General features: G+C 42.3%; 13 protein-coding genes and 1 pseudogene. 9 read left to right on the forward strand and 5 right to left on the reverse strand.

Going from position 1 to position 16262, the window contains the following annotated elements; all coding sequences use genetic code 11:
- Nucleotides 1-592, forward strand: a pseudogene (locus tag L976_RS23480) (hypothetical protein); the annotation flags it as partial.
- 236 nt (nucleotides 593-828) lie between these two features.
- Here L976_RS23480 and L976_RS05340 read toward each other — a convergent pair.
- The gene (locus L976_RS05340) at nucleotides 829-1038 is read right to left on the reverse strand and encodes a helix-turn-helix domain-containing protein (protein ID WP_014611845.1); all 210 of its coding nucleotides are present in this window, start codon (nucleotides 1036-1038) and stop codon (nucleotides 829-831) included.
- Nucleotides 1039-1165: 127 nt separating this feature from the next.
- On the opposite strand from L976_RS05340, the gene L976_RS23595 reads away from it, so the two are divergent.
- The 3 genes from L976_RS23595 to L976_RS05355 are packed head-to-tail and all read left to right on the forward strand — an operon-like array spanning nucleotide 1166 to nucleotide 3441.
- Nucleotides 1166-1381: a hypothetical protein gene (locus tag L976_RS23595; protein WP_014611844.1), complete on the forward strand. Its 216-nt coding sequence runs from the start codon at nucleotides 1166-1168 to the stop codon at nucleotides 1379-1381.
- Nucleotides 1382-1390: 9 nt separating this feature from the next.
- Nucleotides 1391-2569, forward strand: a complete 1179-nt coding sequence (locus L976_RS05350) for a tyrosine-type recombinase/integrase (protein WP_047534958.1) — start codon at nucleotides 1391-1393, stop codon at nucleotides 2567-2569.
- Nucleotides 2566-3441 carry an HD domain-containing protein gene (locus L976_RS05355; protein ID WP_047534959.1) on the forward strand — a complete coding sequence of 292 codons (876 nt, stop codon included), beginning with the start codon at nucleotides 2566-2568 and terminating at the stop codon, nucleotides 3439-3441. The genes L976_RS05350 and L976_RS05355 overlap by 4 nt, the downstream gene beginning before the upstream one ends.
- Before the next feature lie 12 nt (nucleotides 3442-3453).
- Here L976_RS05355 and L976_RS05360 read toward each other — a convergent pair whose 3' ends face one another.
- The 3 genes from L976_RS05360 to L976_RS05370 are packed head-to-tail and all read right to left on the reverse strand — an operon-like array spanning nucleotide 3454 to nucleotide 9400.
- A complete protein-coding gene (locus tag L976_RS05360) occupies nucleotides 3454-6528 on the reverse strand; it encodes a site-specific integrase (RefSeq protein ID WP_047534961.1) in 3075 nt (1024 codons plus the stop codon).
- Nucleotides 6513-8786 carry a hypothetical protein gene (locus L976_RS05365; protein WP_047534963.1) on the reverse strand — a complete coding sequence of 758 codons (2274 nt, stop codon included), beginning with the start codon at nucleotides 8784-8786 and terminating at the stop codon, nucleotides 6513-6515. Before L976_RS05365 ends, L976_RS05360 begins: the two co-directional genes overlap by 16 nt.
- On the reverse strand, nucleotides 8786-9400 hold the full coding sequence (locus L976_RS05370) for a hypothetical protein (RefSeq protein ID WP_047534965.1): 615 nt from the start codon (nucleotides 9398-9400) through the stop codon (nucleotides 8786-8788). Before L976_RS05370 ends, L976_RS05365 begins: the two co-directional genes overlap by 1 nt.
- A gap of 786 nt (nucleotides 9401-10186) precedes the next feature.
- Between L976_RS05370 and L976_RS05375 the strand changes: the two genes are divergently transcribed.
- The 5 genes from L976_RS05375 (at nucleotide 10187) to L976_RS05405 (ending at nucleotide 14449) form a co-directional block, all read left to right on the forward strand.
- Nucleotides 10187-10576: an H-NS histone family protein gene (locus tag L976_RS05375; protein WP_047534967.1), complete on the forward strand. Its 390-nt coding sequence runs from the start codon at nucleotides 10187-10189 to the stop codon at nucleotides 10574-10576.
- 668 nt (nucleotides 10577-11244) lie between these two features.
- Nucleotides 11245-12428 (forward strand): IS3 family transposase gene (locus tag L976_RS05385; RefSeq protein WP_156143122.1). Its coding sequence is split into 2 segments (ribosomal slippage): nucleotides 11245-11503 and nucleotides 11503-12428, totalling 1185 coding nucleotides; the frame shifts between segments, so codons are not numbered across the junction.
- Complete coding sequence (locus L976_RS05390) at nucleotides 12425-12793, forward strand: hypothetical protein (RefSeq protein ID WP_052183965.1); 369 nt, start codon at nucleotides 12425-12427, stop codon at nucleotides 12791-12793. The genes L976_RS05385 and L976_RS05390 overlap by 4 nt, the downstream gene beginning before the upstream one ends.
- 75 nt (nucleotides 12794-12868) lie before the next feature.
- Nucleotides 12869-13213: a hypothetical protein gene (locus tag L976_RS05395; RefSeq protein WP_047534971.1), complete on the forward strand. Its 345-nt coding sequence runs from the start codon at nucleotides 12869-12871 to the stop codon at nucleotides 13211-13213.
- A 76-nt stretch (nucleotides 13214-13289) separates the two neighbouring features.
- Nucleotides 13290-14449 (forward strand): IS3 family transposase gene (locus L976_RS05405; RefSeq protein WP_156143155.1). Its coding sequence is split into 2 segments (ribosomal slippage): nucleotides 13290-13539 and nucleotides 13539-14449, totalling 1161 coding nucleotides; the frame shifts between segments, so codons are not numbered across the junction.
- A 677-nt stretch (nucleotides 14450-15126) separates the two neighbouring features.
- Here L976_RS05405 and L976_RS05420 read toward each other — a convergent pair.
- Nucleotides 15127-15393, reverse strand: coding sequence for a hypothetical protein (locus L976_RS05420; RefSeq protein ID WP_047534978.1), 267 nt, complete (start codon nucleotides 15391-15393; stop codon nucleotides 15127-15129).
- Nucleotides 15394-16262: the final 869 nt, after the last annotated feature.

Here is a 16262-nt window from a genome sequence, read left to right on the forward strand (position 1 = left end):
TCTCCCCGGAAGCCCTGAAACAAAAAAAGCAAAGAAACAATTAGTTTACAAAGGCGAGAGCCTTGAGGATCGACTCAGGGAAATTGGTTGTTCAAGCAAAATATACTCAGTCAGGTCAGTAGTTAGTCGTTACATCAGATACGAGAAAGATGGATCTCTTAGATTAAGAAGGGTTAACGTCCTTGGAAAAGACGCTGCATATACATCAATAATGAAATGCGTCTGGGAGCAAGATCTAGAAAAGTTGCCTGAATATCCCGTAATTTATTACGGCTGGGCATATATTGACCGACTCAGATCAGATCAAGGCTACAGAATAAAGTTCAAAAAGAAATTGAGATTCGGCGAGAAATCGCTGGATGCAACAATTATGATTTTCGATAACTTAATAGACTCCTACAAAATAAAAAAACTCGTCTCAACTAGGCTTACGAAAATAGTCTCAGGTAGCAACAAAGCCTTTGTGTTCGTCTACGGCAAACCTGAAGTAAACCAAAGCAAACAAAAAGATAAAGAATACGCCAATTTTAAAATAACCAATCTTGACATGATAGATGTAAACCATGAGTCACCTTTCCCGACGTTCGGTTAACAGTAAATATAACAACTGTATCAAATCGTTCGCTTCGATCACAGGGACGAGCTAAAGCACGCTCCTTAACCAAACGTTATCTCCATAGAAATTTTAATCCGAAACTCAAAAATGAGATTTGGGAATCTAACACGCTTTTGTCCCTTTGCTATCCGCAATAGACTGCGGATAGTTGAGTAAGATAGACAATGTTGAAAGCCGACACGTTACATAATACTCATTTCAAAATTTTATTGTTAATTATTGGACTTATCGAGCTCAAACAGATCACCCACCTGTATATCTAAATACTTACAAAGTACCTCAATTACATCAAGTTCCACTCTTGTCGCTGTTTCATTGTAGAGACGGTGGAGGGTATTTCTGTTTATACCTGTATCTCGTGATACTTCAGCTATTTTTTGTTTTCTCTCGCCCAAGATCCGAGACAAGTGACACTTTACCATAAAATCCTCCTTGAGAAGAAAAAATACCTGCAAAAGAGAAAAATGACTTGCAATGATTAATTTTAGTGCTAAATTCTCTTCTGTGGGTCATTTTTGTTTTTAGAAGAGAAAAAAGCGAGGTTTGATTATGCCATATACCTATCTTACAACTGAAGAACTATCTGCGCGTATCCGCTACGACGTTCGTACTATCCGCCAATGCTTAAAGGATGCGGTGCTCTTTGAAGGTGTGCATTACATCCGGCCCTTTGGCGGGCGAAAAATTCTCTACATATGGGAACGAGTTGAGGAGTCTATGTTGCTTGGAGCCTCTGCCCATGATCTGATAAATCAGCTGAACTAGGGGGTTGCCATGGGAACTGTAAATAGCCGAGATGGCAAACTTTATCTGGATTTTCGCTATAAGGGTGCACGTTGCCGAGAGCAGACGAGTCTAAGTGATAACTCAACTAATCGGCAGAAACTCAATAGATTACTAATTCTACTAGAACAGCAAATTAAGAACGGTAGCTTCGATTATGGGCATCATTTTCCTGATAGCCCTAAAGCTGAGTATTTCAGACAGCTTGCCAAAGTTTGCCAATTGAAAGCTTCCGGAGGACGGATGAAGTTTGGCACTTTCGCTAACCGTTGGTTAGAAGAAAAACGAGTCGAGTGGCGAACAAGTCAAATTGAGACCGTCGAAGGTATCCTTCGGTGTCATCTTTTACCCGCGATGGGGGATTGTATGATTGCTTCTATCAGTAAGACGGACATTCTTAGCTTTCGCACGAGTCTATGTGAACCGGATCTGGTCACCTTAAGAATTTTATCAGCCTCCCGTATTAACCACATCATGACATATTTGCGATTGATCTTGAATGAGGCTGCCGAACGCTTCGAGTTTCAGAGTCCATGGCGAAATATCAAGGCATTACCTATGCCGAGAAGTGAAATCCAGCCATTTTCTCTCAACGAGGTATACCAGATTATAGAGAATGTGAGACCGGATTTCCGAACTTACTTCCTCGTTAGATTCTTCACGGGGATGAGAACAGGGGAAATAGATGGTCTGACGTGGGAACATATTGATTTTTCGAACAGATTGATCCACATCCGCCAGTCATTAGTTCGTGGCAGCCTTGGCCTAACTAAAACGTCAGGTTCAGACAGATCGATTGCAATGAATCAACCTGTATATGAAGCACTTCAGGCTCAAAGTGAGCTAACCAAAATTCGGAGCAAATTCGTTTTTTGTAACCGCCGTGGAGACGCACTGAGCCATCAGAATGTGACCAAACGTGTTTGGTATCCCCTGCTGGAAAGTCTGGCACTCGAAAAGCGAAATCCTTACCAGACCAGACACACTGCAGCAACCCTGTGGCTTGCAGCAGGAGAGAGTCCAGAATGGATTGCTCGGCAGTTAGGACATGCCAATACGGGGATGTTATTTAGAGTGTATTCTCGCTATGTACCTAATTTATTAGGGCAAGATGGCGCAGCGTTTGAACGGTTGATTGGTAATGGTCCAAAAGGGGAGTCGTCAAAATGAATATTAAATCTCGAACAAATAATGCTGATGACTTGGCCTGGGTACATCTGATAGAGCGGAGAAAACAGGTAGAGTTGTGGCAATTTAGCTGCTTAAGACAGTCTTATGCACTAGAGCTATCCCAAAATATTATGGAAGGTGTAAACCCTGAGGGGCAGCTAGTGATGGTTCAGTGTAGCCCTAGCAATGATTTGCAGCGGGTAAAAATAACCTTGAATATCCATGAGGTTACCGATAAAGCTGCTGTGCATCATCATTTTAAACTTGTCCCCGCAGGTTGTGAGTCAATCATTATCGATATTTGGGGGATTTTGGGACTTATCCATGATGAGGCATTAAGACGCTTTTATTTAGCGGTATTACTCAACAATGAGCTGATGGGACAGTTTTTTAACGCCAGAGCGAGCCGAAGTCATCATCATAATCATGCTTGTGGATTACTGGAACATAGCCATGAGGTGGCTGTTACGGCAGCAATGCTGTGCTGGCGATACAATGTTGGGCCTTTAAGTGTATGCGTCGCTTTTATTGGAGGCCTTTTACACGACATAGGTAAAATTCACCTTTTTTATAATGCAGATACTCGGGATGGCATTGCAGGTTCACACGAGTCATACAATTTTATGGTGTTGGCTGAGCCATTAGCGTTGTTGTATCGAAATTCCCCCAAGATTTTTGAGGCGCTGAGTAGTTGCTTATCGGTCAAGATCGGGCGCCGCTCTGAGGCATATATTCCGGCCTCTATGGTGAGACTATGCGACAATCTCTCCATGGAAGTATGCCATTGGCGCACCGCTTTTGCAGATGTGCCTCCACATCATTGGTACGCTCATTCTGCTATGAACGATCAATGGTATAAGCGGCTCGGATGACGCTTGGTGACATTAACTCTGTTCCCATTGCTTTATTTGCTCCGCTTTGAACAGGATAATCGCCAGCTGGTGGAATAAGGTTTTCAGTGCCGGGGAGGAATATTGGCTTATTGCTTCGTCGCCGCGTGTTTTTATGTGCCGTAAAAATAATGCTCCAGATCCTTCTGGATATTCATTTATTTTCTGTAACGTGTAGCAGGTTATCTGAAGGTTGCGGTGGCATTTCCACTGATTATAGGGTTTTCCATATTGATAATGCAGTCTAAGGTGCCAGCGCTTCCAAGTAAAAAGCTTGCTTACCACTGCCATAAATCGCTGAAACTCTGTTGTTTTGTTAAAGAAAATCGACGGGTTACTGCTGGTTGTATGCGTTAAGTAATACTGAATAGCCCATTGTAATTCGATGTTTCCTTTTTGACTCGACTTGAGTTCGCGACATACTTGTAGGGCTGAATAAATATCCTTTCGAACAGAAATGTCAATGGGTTCTGCGGGTAGCAGCGCATTACAACGTCTGTTTGAAAATAATCGGCCAATGCCTCGTGGTGTTTTTAACATCCGAAGTGCAGTTGCAGCATCTATCCAGCGTTTGACGCGTTCAGGAGTGAGGCGATACTGAAAGGCTACGTCTTGATAGTCATGACCAAGCTCAATACTCCTGAGTACCGCCAAGGCTTGATTGTAGTGACTGCTTTTTGCAACCTCATTTTTCTGGCGGATTGTACTTTGGCGAATGCCGCTCACCGGGCCCATAAAAGGGACTAGCCGCTTTCTAAAAAATGGCAGCAAACGCACAGGGGTGATGTTTCCTGATTTTTGCATCACCTTATAACGGTGTGGGCGTACTCCAAGTACAATATTTGCTGTGTCTTCAGGTATTTCTTGAGCGTTTATTGCCAAATGGCTGCCCAGCAGTAAATCGGTAAAATGTAGATAGTTTCTGAATGTGGTGTCTGGACTGCTATGGCCAGCAAACACTGCCAGCGCAGAATATCTGTCTCGTAACCGGTCTTCACCAAATATCAGTTTAGATATTATCCTTTTTTGTGACGGTGGGTATGGCAACATCGTCTTGATAACTTCAGGTAATGTGATTAAGTCATCATGGGCAAGGAGTTGAAGTCTGGACAATGCTGTATGGCGAAGATGATATAGACGATAATAAATTCCGCCGGTTAACTGAGACAATATCTCTTTCACCATCAAGGAGATTTGACCAGTATTGACAACGTGAAAGGGATTAGCGTCTTCGTGAAAGAGCAATTCGTTATAACGTTTATGGCAAGCCATAAGGCGATCCCTAAGATAGCTTTCCATTAAACTTTTTTCGTTGTCGGTCAACAAAGGAAATAAAGGCACTTTTCGAAGCGCAGAGTCGGTTTTGTTATGCCCGTGGCGGCTTTCACGAATAAATAGCCAGCCGATAGAGGAAGGCTCAATGTCTTTTAGACGCAGTTTGGCGACTTCACCGGGTCTGAGACCTGTACGATAGGCAATGAGCAAATAGCATTTTAACATCCGTTGGGCTGCATGGTCTAAATCGTCTATGTAATCGATTTGGCGAAGCAGGGCCGAAAACAGTGGCTCATCAACAATGGCTGCACTTACATGGGGAGTAATATTGCTACCTTCGCTGAGTGGCTGATTAAGAGGAGGGAGATCAAATCTCTGTTGTGCGAATAAATGTAGGTTCTCAAACCGACGAGCTTTATAGTGCAGTTCATGTTGACTATCAGTACGATTCATAATTTCTTGATAAATATCGATAAAGTCTTCACTGCTCAGGCTGTATAAGTCAATGTCTGCGGTCGCAGCCAACCAGTGGCCTCCAATTGCTCCAAAGTACCTATTCGCTGTTGATACTTCATTTTTCTCAGTAGTCAGGTGGTGAATGAGCCATTGAAGCAGGATCTCTTCGTTAGGGCAGAGGCTTGCTTGTGTTAGTTCTTGTAAATGAAGAACAACTTGGCGCTTTCCTTGGGGATTGGCGTTATTCTGCTTAAATATTTCTCTTATTTGGTTAAGCAGGTATCGGTTACCTAGCTTAAAACGGTGTGATGGCGATGTTACTGAAGAGTCTGTTTGTATTGAATTATACCATTTCTTGAATTGAGCAAAGCTTTTTACGTTGCAAGGTCCCGTTGCACCTTTAAATAATCTTAACCAGTAGGCATTGGGTAGGGATGCGCTTTTTTGACGTCCCAACGAATACTCTACCAACACTTGTGGTAACTCGACATTAGGCTGAGCCTCTGCAAAACAAATCCCACCTTGTTGAAACTGTTTTTTTGGAAGAATGAGTTTAAGTTCTGACTTAATTATCTCTAAACATTGTTTGACTGATTTTGGGGGGCGCCAACTTCTTGTTCGGCTGTTTAGAAATGGCTTTATTAGCCCGAGACTTATTGGATCGGGGAAAAAATGAACCTCGACCTGAGCTTTATTAGGTTCAAAATCGTCTTGAACGGTGTAAAGATTACTGGCAAAGTTCTGCCCTGGACTTGGTCTCAACGTTAGCCAGCAAAGGTCTTTATTGCCATTTAATGGTTTATCGCTATTTAATGCCTTCGCCAGCGCGGGCCATAGCCTAGGTCGATTCAGGCCACTATAGCAAATGCAACTCATCAGCAATCTGGCAAAGCATTGTTGGGGATCGGATGTTTTATCAAGCTTGTCTAGCAAACCGTCAATTTTTGATGCGAAAGCAGAAGTATTGTGTTGCCAGGTCAAATTTCTAAGCGGTCGAACTCTACGAAGCGTGAGATAGTCTGAGGGAGGATTGATCTGCCAAAGCCCTTGTCGGTTACCCGTTTCTAGTTGCCTGCAGATAAAAGCATATCCTCGGCGGTAGGCTGTTTCCGATTTGAGAACCTTTCGCAGATCTGAGTCAACCTGTGGCCAAACTGCCGAAAACCGGTCGTATTTCGGTGGTGTTTCAAACAGTTCAGGTAGATGATGTTCAAGTACGGCCAGAGCTTGTTTTATTATCGTTATATGACTTTTTTGCCGAGCAGCAGTTCTGGACTGATGCCCCAATAACCGTACTAGGGATTTCTGTTCATGTGGAAGGATCAGCGGGTTTTCCATGCGTCAACCACCGTAATTTCATGAGTGTTCAGTAGCGTTTCGATATGCTGAGCAATACGGTTGAGGTATTGAGTTGATAGCATGCTATGACGACCCATTGATTCTTCTCCAATATCTTCGTGTCCCATCCAACCATCTATTTCTGCCGGAGCAACACCGAGACGCTTTAATTCGCTGCGCATGTGATGCCTCCCCCAGTTGCCAGGCCAGGGTAACTGGTCTCCAAGAAATGCTTTTACTCTGGCAGGCGTGAGTTCTTGCGTAATTTGGGGGATGTTGTCCTGTTCTTGATGTTTTATAAAAAATAGAAGATTTCCGCTGCCGGTCATTGCCTCGTCTGCACGTTTGAAAATATCTTTTGCGATGAGTTGACTGCGTTTTTTCAACTCTTGAAGATGTTGTAGATAATGTTCAAGTTGCTTCACTGCAGTCTGTGGAAGTATCAGCGTTCTAGCAGATATCCCATGTCGGTTTTCTTTATCGCTAATCCACCAGGTATTGTTATGGCTGTTGAAATCGGTACGCTGTCCCATTGGTGCATTAACATCGCGGTGACCGGTTGCAAACGTCAAAAGCGCCCATACGTAGCAGACATAGTGATTATGTAGTGTCGTGAGTTCTTCCAAAGATTGCTTTCGCGGGCGAGGAATTTGACTCCTCAAAACGCGAAAAAAATTGTGTAAGGTCCGTGGAGGGAGATGTAATGCACTTCCCAGTTGCTTTTTGATGGGCTTTACTTCGGGGAGTTGCGAAGCGATCTCAGCCATCTCGAAGATTGAACTCACGTATCTGTGGTGGTTTTCAATCAGTTTATCTGCATCGAAATTTGAATAGCTCAGTGCAGGCTGGTTTCGGGGGGCTCGCCCTTTTATGAGTCCGACTTCGGCACGATCTAGTCCATTATTGATATACCAGTGTTCAAGAAAACGGGTGATTCTTCCGAGACTTAAACGACATCGGTGTTGCTTGTTGATGTCACTAATGACTGACTTCAACTCTGCCGTGTCCACGTTTTGAGTAAGCTTATCTTGTAAAAATTGAGGGAGCGGCAGCACTAAATGGTTTGTTATATTGTTCAAACATTTTTCTAGTCTTACATCTTGTTTGCTTGCTGGTACTGTGTGGGTTAGAGATATGCAAGGGCGATTTTTGTAATGTGTGAGACAAAATGTATTTGAAGATTGTCCTAGTGAAATAGGATCTCGACCGCATAGCAGGCACAGCAGTAGGGTTGAGCAGCTATCTGGGTTTACTCCAGTTTTAATTCCATTGGTCGTAAAACGAATGAGTTGACATATATCCCATTCGGTCAGTTGATTGTAACTGCAATTTAAGGATAACTGCATAATGCCGAGTTTTTCAGTCAGACACTTATGCTGTATAGCCCGTACCGCTCTTGAGGATGGGGGAGGGGGTGTTTTTAGTTTATTCGTTAAGGGTTTATCTTCAATACGAAATGTTCGACCAGCTGTTACCGATATAGCCTCATCTCGTTCTTGAGCCGTCGTCGGTTTTGTGAATGCGACACATAGTTCTTTAACCTCAAGGCCTGCGTCTTCAAATGCATCAACAGGATTAAGTTCGATGAAGGTGTCAGGGTCTGAAATAGGAGGTATTCTAATTCTTCTTCGTCGTCTTTTGCTCCCTGATACTGCTTCTCTAAGCACTAACTCCAAGTAGCCAAGGCCGTATTCTTGCGGGGCAGGATATTTTTCCTTTCGTAGTTCTTTAAGTTTTGACACCAGTAGTTCAACTGATGATGCGACATCCAATTCAGGCAGTATATCTAATAGTTTTCGATGCTTGGGGTCCATCGCTACCAGACGTAGCTCTCGTAATGCATTTTCATTTCCTGAGGTTGCGAGTTGCTGGTCATGGGTATAGCGTATGAAACAACAGATAAGAACAATCGATTGGTATGCTGTGTATTTCGTTCTCCATTGTAGTGTGGCATTTGGGGGTAACACTGCACAAATGGTGGCAGCAAATGGGTATGATGTAAGATGCTTATTTTTCTTTAAAATTCCAAATATTTCAGTGTTACTGACAGAGCCTGAAGGCATTTTTGTTATCAGAATTTTTACTAGCCTATCTATTAGTTCGAATTGCTCCCAATAGCCTGCTGGAAATGCTTGAATACTATAGGCTAGTTGCATTAACAGCGTTTGCTTGAGCTCTGGATTTAAATGCTCTGGCGCAAAATATTTGCTTAAAAATTCCTTTAATTTTTTGCTGGTGTTGCGTACAGGAGGAGTCATTATTTGGGCTCCCATGGCATTGCTAATTCGGCGAGAATATCGACAGAATCAGATATTGGGCATTTAGGAAACTGGCGCTGGCGCTGCTGAACCAGAGTGCCTCTCGAGATAGATAACAAATCACAAAATAGCTGGTCAGGTAGTGTATCCTTCCCAAAGAGTTCTCGTGAAAACTGCTCTGGTAGGCCTTGACGCCAGTCATCAATAAAGGCGGCAACATATTTAGAATTGATGGCTAGACAGAGCACTTGCAATAGTGATAACCATGCTTTTTTCTCGACGCTTTCAGGCGTCAATTGAGCTTGAGTATTTGTTTCTAAAACCAGAAGAGTACCTTCTGGTGGGCGACCATTTTCCCAAAAAAGTGCTGCCCAGATAGGACTATAAAACTGAAATGTTCTGGTATGGTGTTTTGTCTTATTGATGCTGGCTTTCGAATCTATGTACTCCAAACAATATATTGTTTGGGAGGCAAATTCAGACCTGATATTTGCAGGTAAGGCATGTTGATTACATAACCCAGGTAATGATTGCATTACATCGAAAGCTTTTCTCGCTGCTGGATGTAAGTTCACCTGATGCTTCTTTTGGAGCTTCAAAATTATTTGGGCCATCAGAAATCCATTTCCTGTGATTGCGTCCTTCCTTTAATATAGGGCTCACTTTTTCATCTCCCAAGTGTGATCAAAAGTTGATCAGTAAAAAGATCGATTTATGTGATCGTGATCTGGTTTTTCTATGGTCGAATTTATGAACAAGCCCCTAAAGTTGTCAATTATTTAACTTTCCAATGGATCATTCCTAGTCCTGCAATGACAATCCATTAACTGGAAACACTGGATTCGGGTTAAGGCTTTAAATCGACGTATAGCGAATGAGTTGGACGTAGAGTACGATTCGCTTTGTCCTGTTGCAGACTTTGTAGGTAGGATTACTGAGGAGGTGTCTAACTTTTTAGTTCATCCTGTATTCTGGACGCGTTCATCAATAGATGATTCAGAAGTACAGCAAGCGATTGCTCCAATCCGACAAGCGGTATTTCGTGAACTCCATTCGCTCGCTTTAGCACGGTTAGTTAAAGAGCATTTGAGTAATTGGCGAAGAGTAAATGATTATAAACGAAGAGGATCTGCAACACTAAGAGCGATCGATATCAAAGTAATATACGAGCAAGCGGCACCCATATATGGAACCGTTAACTCTGAGTATTCTTTAAACTTCATGAAAGTTGTGCGATAAATTGTGCGTGCTGCATTTGTAGAACAAGGTGGAGAAATGAAAACTTTGTAGCAGCTTATAATCGGCCCTTTTATACATATTAAAATTGAATCTCTTTATGTATTCATTACAAACTGAAAATCAGCTATATTGCGGTAATACACATTTATTGGAGAAATACAATGTCTGAATTTTTAGAGATCTTAACTCATGCTCGTCGATTAAAAGCTTCGATTAAAGAGCTATCTGTTGCTGAACTAAAAGATGTGTACGAAAAGCTAGGCAAGATCGTTGCTGAAAGAGAAGAAGAAGCGAATGCTGAAGCTGAAGCAAATGCAGAGCGTATCGCAAAAATTGCAGAACTTCAGAAGATGATTGAGTCAGCAGGTTTGTCACTTGATGATCTTGGCGGTGTTACTGCTAAAGTAAAAAGCACAAGAGCACCACGTCCAGCTAAATATTCAATTGTAGTTGAGGGCGAAACTGTCACTTGGACAGGGCAGGGTAGAATGCCAACAGTTTTCAAAGAACAAATTGAAAATGGCCGTTCTATCGAAGACTTTTTGATCTAAATTCTCCGCCCATAACAGAACAGACTGATGAAAGTCTGTTCTGTCCCATTCAACATTGCAGAACGGGTTCAACAACGAAATAGTAACCTGCATAATCTACCAAATATTGCCTATGTTACAATATTTGCAAACGGTTAATTAAGAATGTCTACTGTAACCAAAGGAAAATATTTACGAGTGACCATTATCCTTGACGTAAACTTCATCGTGCCAAGTGTTCATGTAATCGAGCAAAGCATCCATACAGATAGGCGCAGCCTGCAAACAGATAATCGATAGCGTCTTCATAACGTATCTCCATAGCTGAATAGCAGAGTTGAGAGAGCGATCCCAGTTTTTAAATGTAATGCGTTTGTAAATCCAGAGCAACATAATAAAGAAATTGTCGACTAAAATATCTCTTTTGGTGTAGTCGTAAATATTGGATACTACGGCAAGCTAATGACCTCGTAGCCTTAGACTAGCTTTTCCCCATCTCTTGTTTTGCATGATTGAACTACCTCTGTTTAGTACTGGTCTGTTGCTCCAATTCTAGTAATACTACTAAGTATTTACTATTTCTGTAGTGATTCAGCTAACATTACTAATGCTCTGTGTAGTGGCACACTGAATTTGGCCACCTAATAAGAAATGTTATGATCTCACTCATAACCCATTTAGGTGATAACATGAATAAAAGTAAACGTGCTCGATATAGCGCAGCCATTAAGCTCGAAACAGCTCAATTAGTCGTTGATCAAGGTTACACACAAGAAGCGGCTGCAAAAGCCATGAACGTGGGGAAATCGACGGTCAGTAAGTGGGTAACACAGCTTCAGGTTGAGCGCCAAGGGCTTGCTCCTAAAGCCTCCCCCATGACACCTGAGCAGATTGAAATCAGGGCGCTAAAACGCGAAATTGAACGAATTAATCTCGAGAAAGAAATCCTAAAAAAGGCTACCGCTCTATTGATGTCGGACTCGCTGAACAATTCTCGATAATCGAGAAACTCAATCAGAGCAACAAATACCCTATTTCAGTGTTATGCCATGTATTCAACGTGAACCGGAGCAGTTACCGTTATTGGATAAGCCGCGAGCTTTGTGTAACACCAGAGCAGCGATTTTTAGAATGTGAAATCAAAGCGATACATGCTGAAAGCAAACAGTCTGCGGGTGCGAGAAGTATTGCCACAATCGCCTCTGAACGAGGCTTTACGTTAAGTCGTTATAGGGCTACTCGGTTAATGAAAAAGCTTGGGTTAGTGAGCTGCCAACAACCCAAGCACCGCTATAAAAGGGCTGAAAATGAGCATGTGACCATCCCTAATTTACTCAAGAGACAATTTGCAGTTGTCGAACCAAACACCGTTTGGTGTGGCGATGTGACGTATATTTGGGCTGGTAATCGTTGGTGTTATTTAGCGGTTGTGCTGGATTTATTTTCGAGAAAAGCCATTGGTTGGGCGATGTCATTTTCACCGGATACTGAGTTAACGGTGAAGGCCTTAGATATGGCCTTTGAATCTCGTGGTAAGCCTAAAAACCTGATATTTCATTCAGATCAAGGCTGCCATTATACCAGCCTGAAATACCGTCAGCGGCTGTGGAAATATCAAATCACCCAGAGTATGAGTCGTCGTGGTAACTGCTGGGATAATGCGCCAATGGAGCGGTTTTTCAGAAGTTTAAAAACGGAATGGCTCCCGACACAAGGCTATATGAGTTTTAGGGAAGCCAAACAAGATGTGACTGACTACATCATTGGTTATTACTGTGAAGTCAGGCCACATCATTACAATGCAGGATTGAGCCCAAATGAATCAGAGCGAAGATTTTGGGAAGATTCTAAAGCTGTGGCCAAATTTAGTTGACCACTACACTGATCTTTGTTTACATGCACCTAGATAATATTGCTGCTGTTAAGGACGGGCTTTTGGTTTCAATTTTCCCAACAGTGTCCTTGGTTGCAATTTCCATCTACTACTTTCGAGTTCTTTTGTTTAATTATAAGTCAGTGAAATCACAGCTTTTGCAGATAGATCTTAGAAAAACTCTTTGTCGATTTATTCAAAACTACTCAGAGTATTCGAGCGAAATGAAGAAAAAGGATGCAGGGTCTTTAGATAAATTCGAGAGTATCGTATTTTCAGGAATAGTAACTGATGATGGGAGCCTGCCATCAACATTTGACGGCATGGATCAAATAGGAAAATTGATAAAGGCGGCAAAGTCTTGAAGAAAGCATGTAACAAACGCATGTTGTCGGACTGGTTTTCCGCTGCGCTCCAAACCAGCCGCAAAGGCGGGCGTTATGTGGTATTCAGAAATGGCTAAAATTATCAGCGCTGCACTAGGAGCTTTAATGTGCGGTTGCGCAGCTACTAAGCCAACAGAACTTGAATTAAACTTCTCGTATCAGGATAACTACGATTATTTTGGATACATTACAAATTGGGTTAAAAACCTGGATATACCTCCGACTCCCGAAAATACAGACGGAGCAGAGAAGGATTTTTCACTTTGTAAAAATGATACGAAGGAACGCTTAATTGATAACAAAATACCAAGTCGTGAAGTCCAACTGGCGTTCATTGTGGAATGTATGTCTAAAAAGGGCTGGTTCCTTTCTGTCGACACTTATATGGTTACAAGGTAAGCCACATAATGTTCTGGTCTAATCCCATCGGACACTTAATTTTGAGACAGTATGGTCAATAAATTAAGAGGTCTATATGAGTCTGAAGAAATCACATAAGAGTTATCCGCAAGCATTTAAAGATGAAGCTGTCTTGATGGTGCTAGAACAAGGTTATAGCGTTGCCGATGCGGCAAAGTCTCTTGGAGTTAGCACGAGCCTGCTTTACAACTGGAAGGAAAAACACGAAGCCCTGAAACAAGGTGTTACCTTAGAAGAGTCTGAGCGTGATGAATTAAAGCGATTACGTAAAGAAAACAAAGAATTACGAATGGAGAAAGAAATTCTAAAAAAGGCCAGTGCCTTCTTTGCGAAAGAAATGAAGTAAAATTTCGTTTCATCAAACGGCAATCCAACCTGTTTCCTGTAGCACTGTTATGTCGAGTAATGAGTGTAAGTAAATCAGGCTATTACGATTGGCATAAACGCCCTGCAAACGTGATAAGCCTTGAAACACTGAAGCTTTATCGCCTTGTTCGACAGCTATTTAAGCAAAGTAGAGGCAGCTTAGGGAATCGTGAAATGGTGAAAAAATTGCGCAAGGAAGGCTACCAGGTTGGTCGCTATCTCGTTCGTAAAATTATGCACCGCCTTCGACTCAAAGCAACCCAGCGACGTGCTTACAAGGTGACTACGCAGCGGAAACACTCAGATGCAGTGGCAGATAACCTGTTAAACATGAACTTTAATCCAGTATCGGCTAATCAGGTCTGGGCGGGTGACGTGACCTATTTAAAGACGGGTGAAGGCTGGATGTATTTGGCTGTGGTGATGGATTTATATTCACGCCGGATTGTGGGATGGCACATAGACAAACGCATGACTACGGATTTGATATCTAAGGCATTAATAAAAGCCTACAACCTGCGCCAACCGGCTAGAGGGTTGGTATTTCACAGTGACCGAGGCTCGCAATATACCAGTAAGCAATTCGGTAGGCTGCTATCGAGCTATGGTATCCGAGCCAGCATGGGTGATGTGGGGGCGTGTTGGGATAATGCCGTTGTTGAGCGATTCTTTGGCAGCTTAAAACACGATTGGATTTTTAAAGTTAATCAACCAACAAGGGAGTTTATGAAGCAAGATGTGACTGCTTACATAAAATATTACAACTTGGAGCGGCTGCATTCTGCTAATGACGATCTGTCACCTGTAGAGTTTGAGAATTCTCAAGTAAAAGTGTCCAGTTTGGGTTGACCAGTACAGACGCTCGTCGTAATATGAGTCAGGACGCCTGAGAATAAATTCATCAACGATAGATTTGTCGATTGATTCTTTTTCGTTGTTCTTATTTGTTCGTATCGTGTAATTTATTGAATAATCGACGCCACGAGCTACCTCGCAAGTTGCTGCGTGTGTTTTTCCATAAATTCTGAAATGAGGGACGACCCTCATGTTTTGTACGTCTTTATCTATGTTGCAGCAAGTAATTTGAGCAGTGCAGTCAGTTCCTGGGCAGAGGAATGCTTGCTTATCCGCTATTAGACCTGCCCAATAGAGATCGTATGCCTTATCTGGGTCTACATAGTCATCTACTTCAATGCTATACGCGACATCCAGTGACATGCATTACTCCTGTAAATATAACGATTAAGCGAACGGAGTGAGCGACAGTTGAGCTCATTGTTAGCCGTTCTCGATGCTAAGTAAAACAATGTCTTTGCCTTTCTTCGTGAGAAAAACACGGAGATCGCCTCCTATGCGCATTACATAAATTTCTTCGGTTGTACCTGATACTCGCCGAACTGACGGGTTGCTCTCGAGATTAGATACGTTTAGAGATTCAAGTTTAGACACTAGCTGGTGTACCGAAACCTGCCCGCGGACTTCATTTTTCTGTAGTTTTTCTTGTACTGGCTTAGAGAGGAGTATACTCATTTTACCCCCAAATTCTTTAGGAATGTTTTGGCATCAACCAAAGATGCCTGTTCTGGGTTTTTCTGTATAAGAGCAGCAAGCCCTTCAAGTTTCGCTTTCCGGATGAGGGCAATGCAGTGCTGGTCATCTGCATATCTCATGACGTTTTCATCGTAATTTAGAAATCTTACGTGAATGAAAACCCAGACCCCAGAAAATAGTGCTAACAGCCAGAAAGAAGAGACTTTTGGTAGTAGCGACCAAGTTAATACGCCTTGCGGCATTATTTGACTTGCCATGATGCTTGATAAGACACCAATTACTACGGTCAGTACTAATGTTACCGATAACCGTAGTCGTGGCGATTTTGCTATCTATTCCACGTGGCCTCCATGCATAACACCTGCGTCTAACATTTTTATTCGTTCGTATGCGCGTTTACTTCATTGGACAAGTGAAAACGTGCACGGTTAACTATCTGTATGTAAAGAACTTATCAGCTTTTTATCAAATACACCATCTGAAAAAACGCACATGCGCGTTTTCCAAACCTATTAACTAAAAGTAAGCTACTATAGTCACCTGATTTTATAGAGTTTTACTTGTTGTTGGTGGAATTAGTGCGCACTGAGATTGTCTTGAAATCATCCCCAAATATCTAAATTTAATACGACTGTATACCCATACATTGTTAGCCGATTTCTGATAAGGCCAAACATAGGCGAATAGATAAGAATATGTATGGCAGCAGGTGTGGGAATTTTCGATTGAGCTAACGAGCCGAAACACACTTTGGGGCAAAAATGAGCTAGCCAAGCTAGCTATAATAGACAAGTTCATGAAGTGATCTGTCAATACACGCCAACTATCATTAGAAATTCCCAACTCTAAAATAGTAAAAAGCGAAATAGACAGATACTACAGTTGACCAGCAAAATTTTAAAAATGACCCTCGGTCAAAAGTAGGTTATGGTCACAAAATGGTCACAGATTGGTCACGGTCACGAAGGGTGGAATAGGATTGTGAAGGGAGGAAAATCAAAAAGCCCATGCTAATTAATAGCATGGGCTCATGAATGTTGGCGGAGCGGACGGGACTCGAACCCGCGACCCCCGGCGTGACAGGCCGGTATTCTAACCAACTGAACTACCG

It is taken from the genome of Shewanella sp. ZOR0012 (assembly GCF_000798835.1).
In the GTDB taxonomy this organism is placed as follows: Bacteria; Pseudomonadota; Gammaproteobacteria; order Enterobacterales; family Shewanellaceae; genus Shewanella; species Shewanella xiamenensis.

Bases quoted from the DNA above. Each gene is read 5' to 3' on its own strand.
- L976_RS05340 (WP_014611845.1), bottom strand. From the start codon at position 1,038: ATGGTAAAGTGTCACTTGTCTCGGATCTTGGGCGAGAGAAAACAAAAA.
- L976_RS23595 (WP_014611844.1), top strand. From the start codon at position 1,166: ATGCCATATACCTATCTTACAACTGAAGAACTATCTGCGCGTATCCGC.
- L976_RS05350 (WP_047534958.1), top strand. From the start codon at position 1,391: ATGGGAACTGTAAATAGCCGAGATGGCAAACTTTATCTGGATTTTCGC.
- L976_RS05355 (WP_047534959.1), top strand. From the start codon at position 2,566: ATGAATATTAAATCTCGAACAAATAATGCTGATGACTTGGCCTGGGTA.
- L976_RS05360 (WP_047534961.1), bottom strand. From the start codon at position 6,528: ATGGAAAACCCGCTGATCCTTCCACATGAACAGAAATCCCTAGTACGG.
- L976_RS05365 (WP_047534963.1), bottom strand. From the start codon at position 8,786: ATGACTCCTCCTGTACGCAACACCAGCAAAAAATTAAAGGAATTTTTA.
- L976_RS05370 (WP_047534965.1), bottom strand. From the start codon at position 9,400: ATGGCCCAAATAATTTTGAAGCTCCAAAAGAAGCATCAGGTGAACTTA.
- L976_RS05375 (WP_047534967.1), top strand. From the start codon at position 10,187: ATGTCTGAATTTTTAGAGATCTTAACTCATGCTCGTCGATTAAAAGCT.
- L976_RS05395 (WP_047534971.1), top strand. From the start codon at position 12,869: ATGTGGTATTCAGAAATGGCTAAAATTATCAGCGCTGCACTAGGAGCT.
- L976_RS05420 (WP_047534978.1), bottom strand. From the start codon at position 15,393: ATGCCGCAAGGCGTATTAACTTGGTCGCTACTACCAAAAGTCTCTTCT.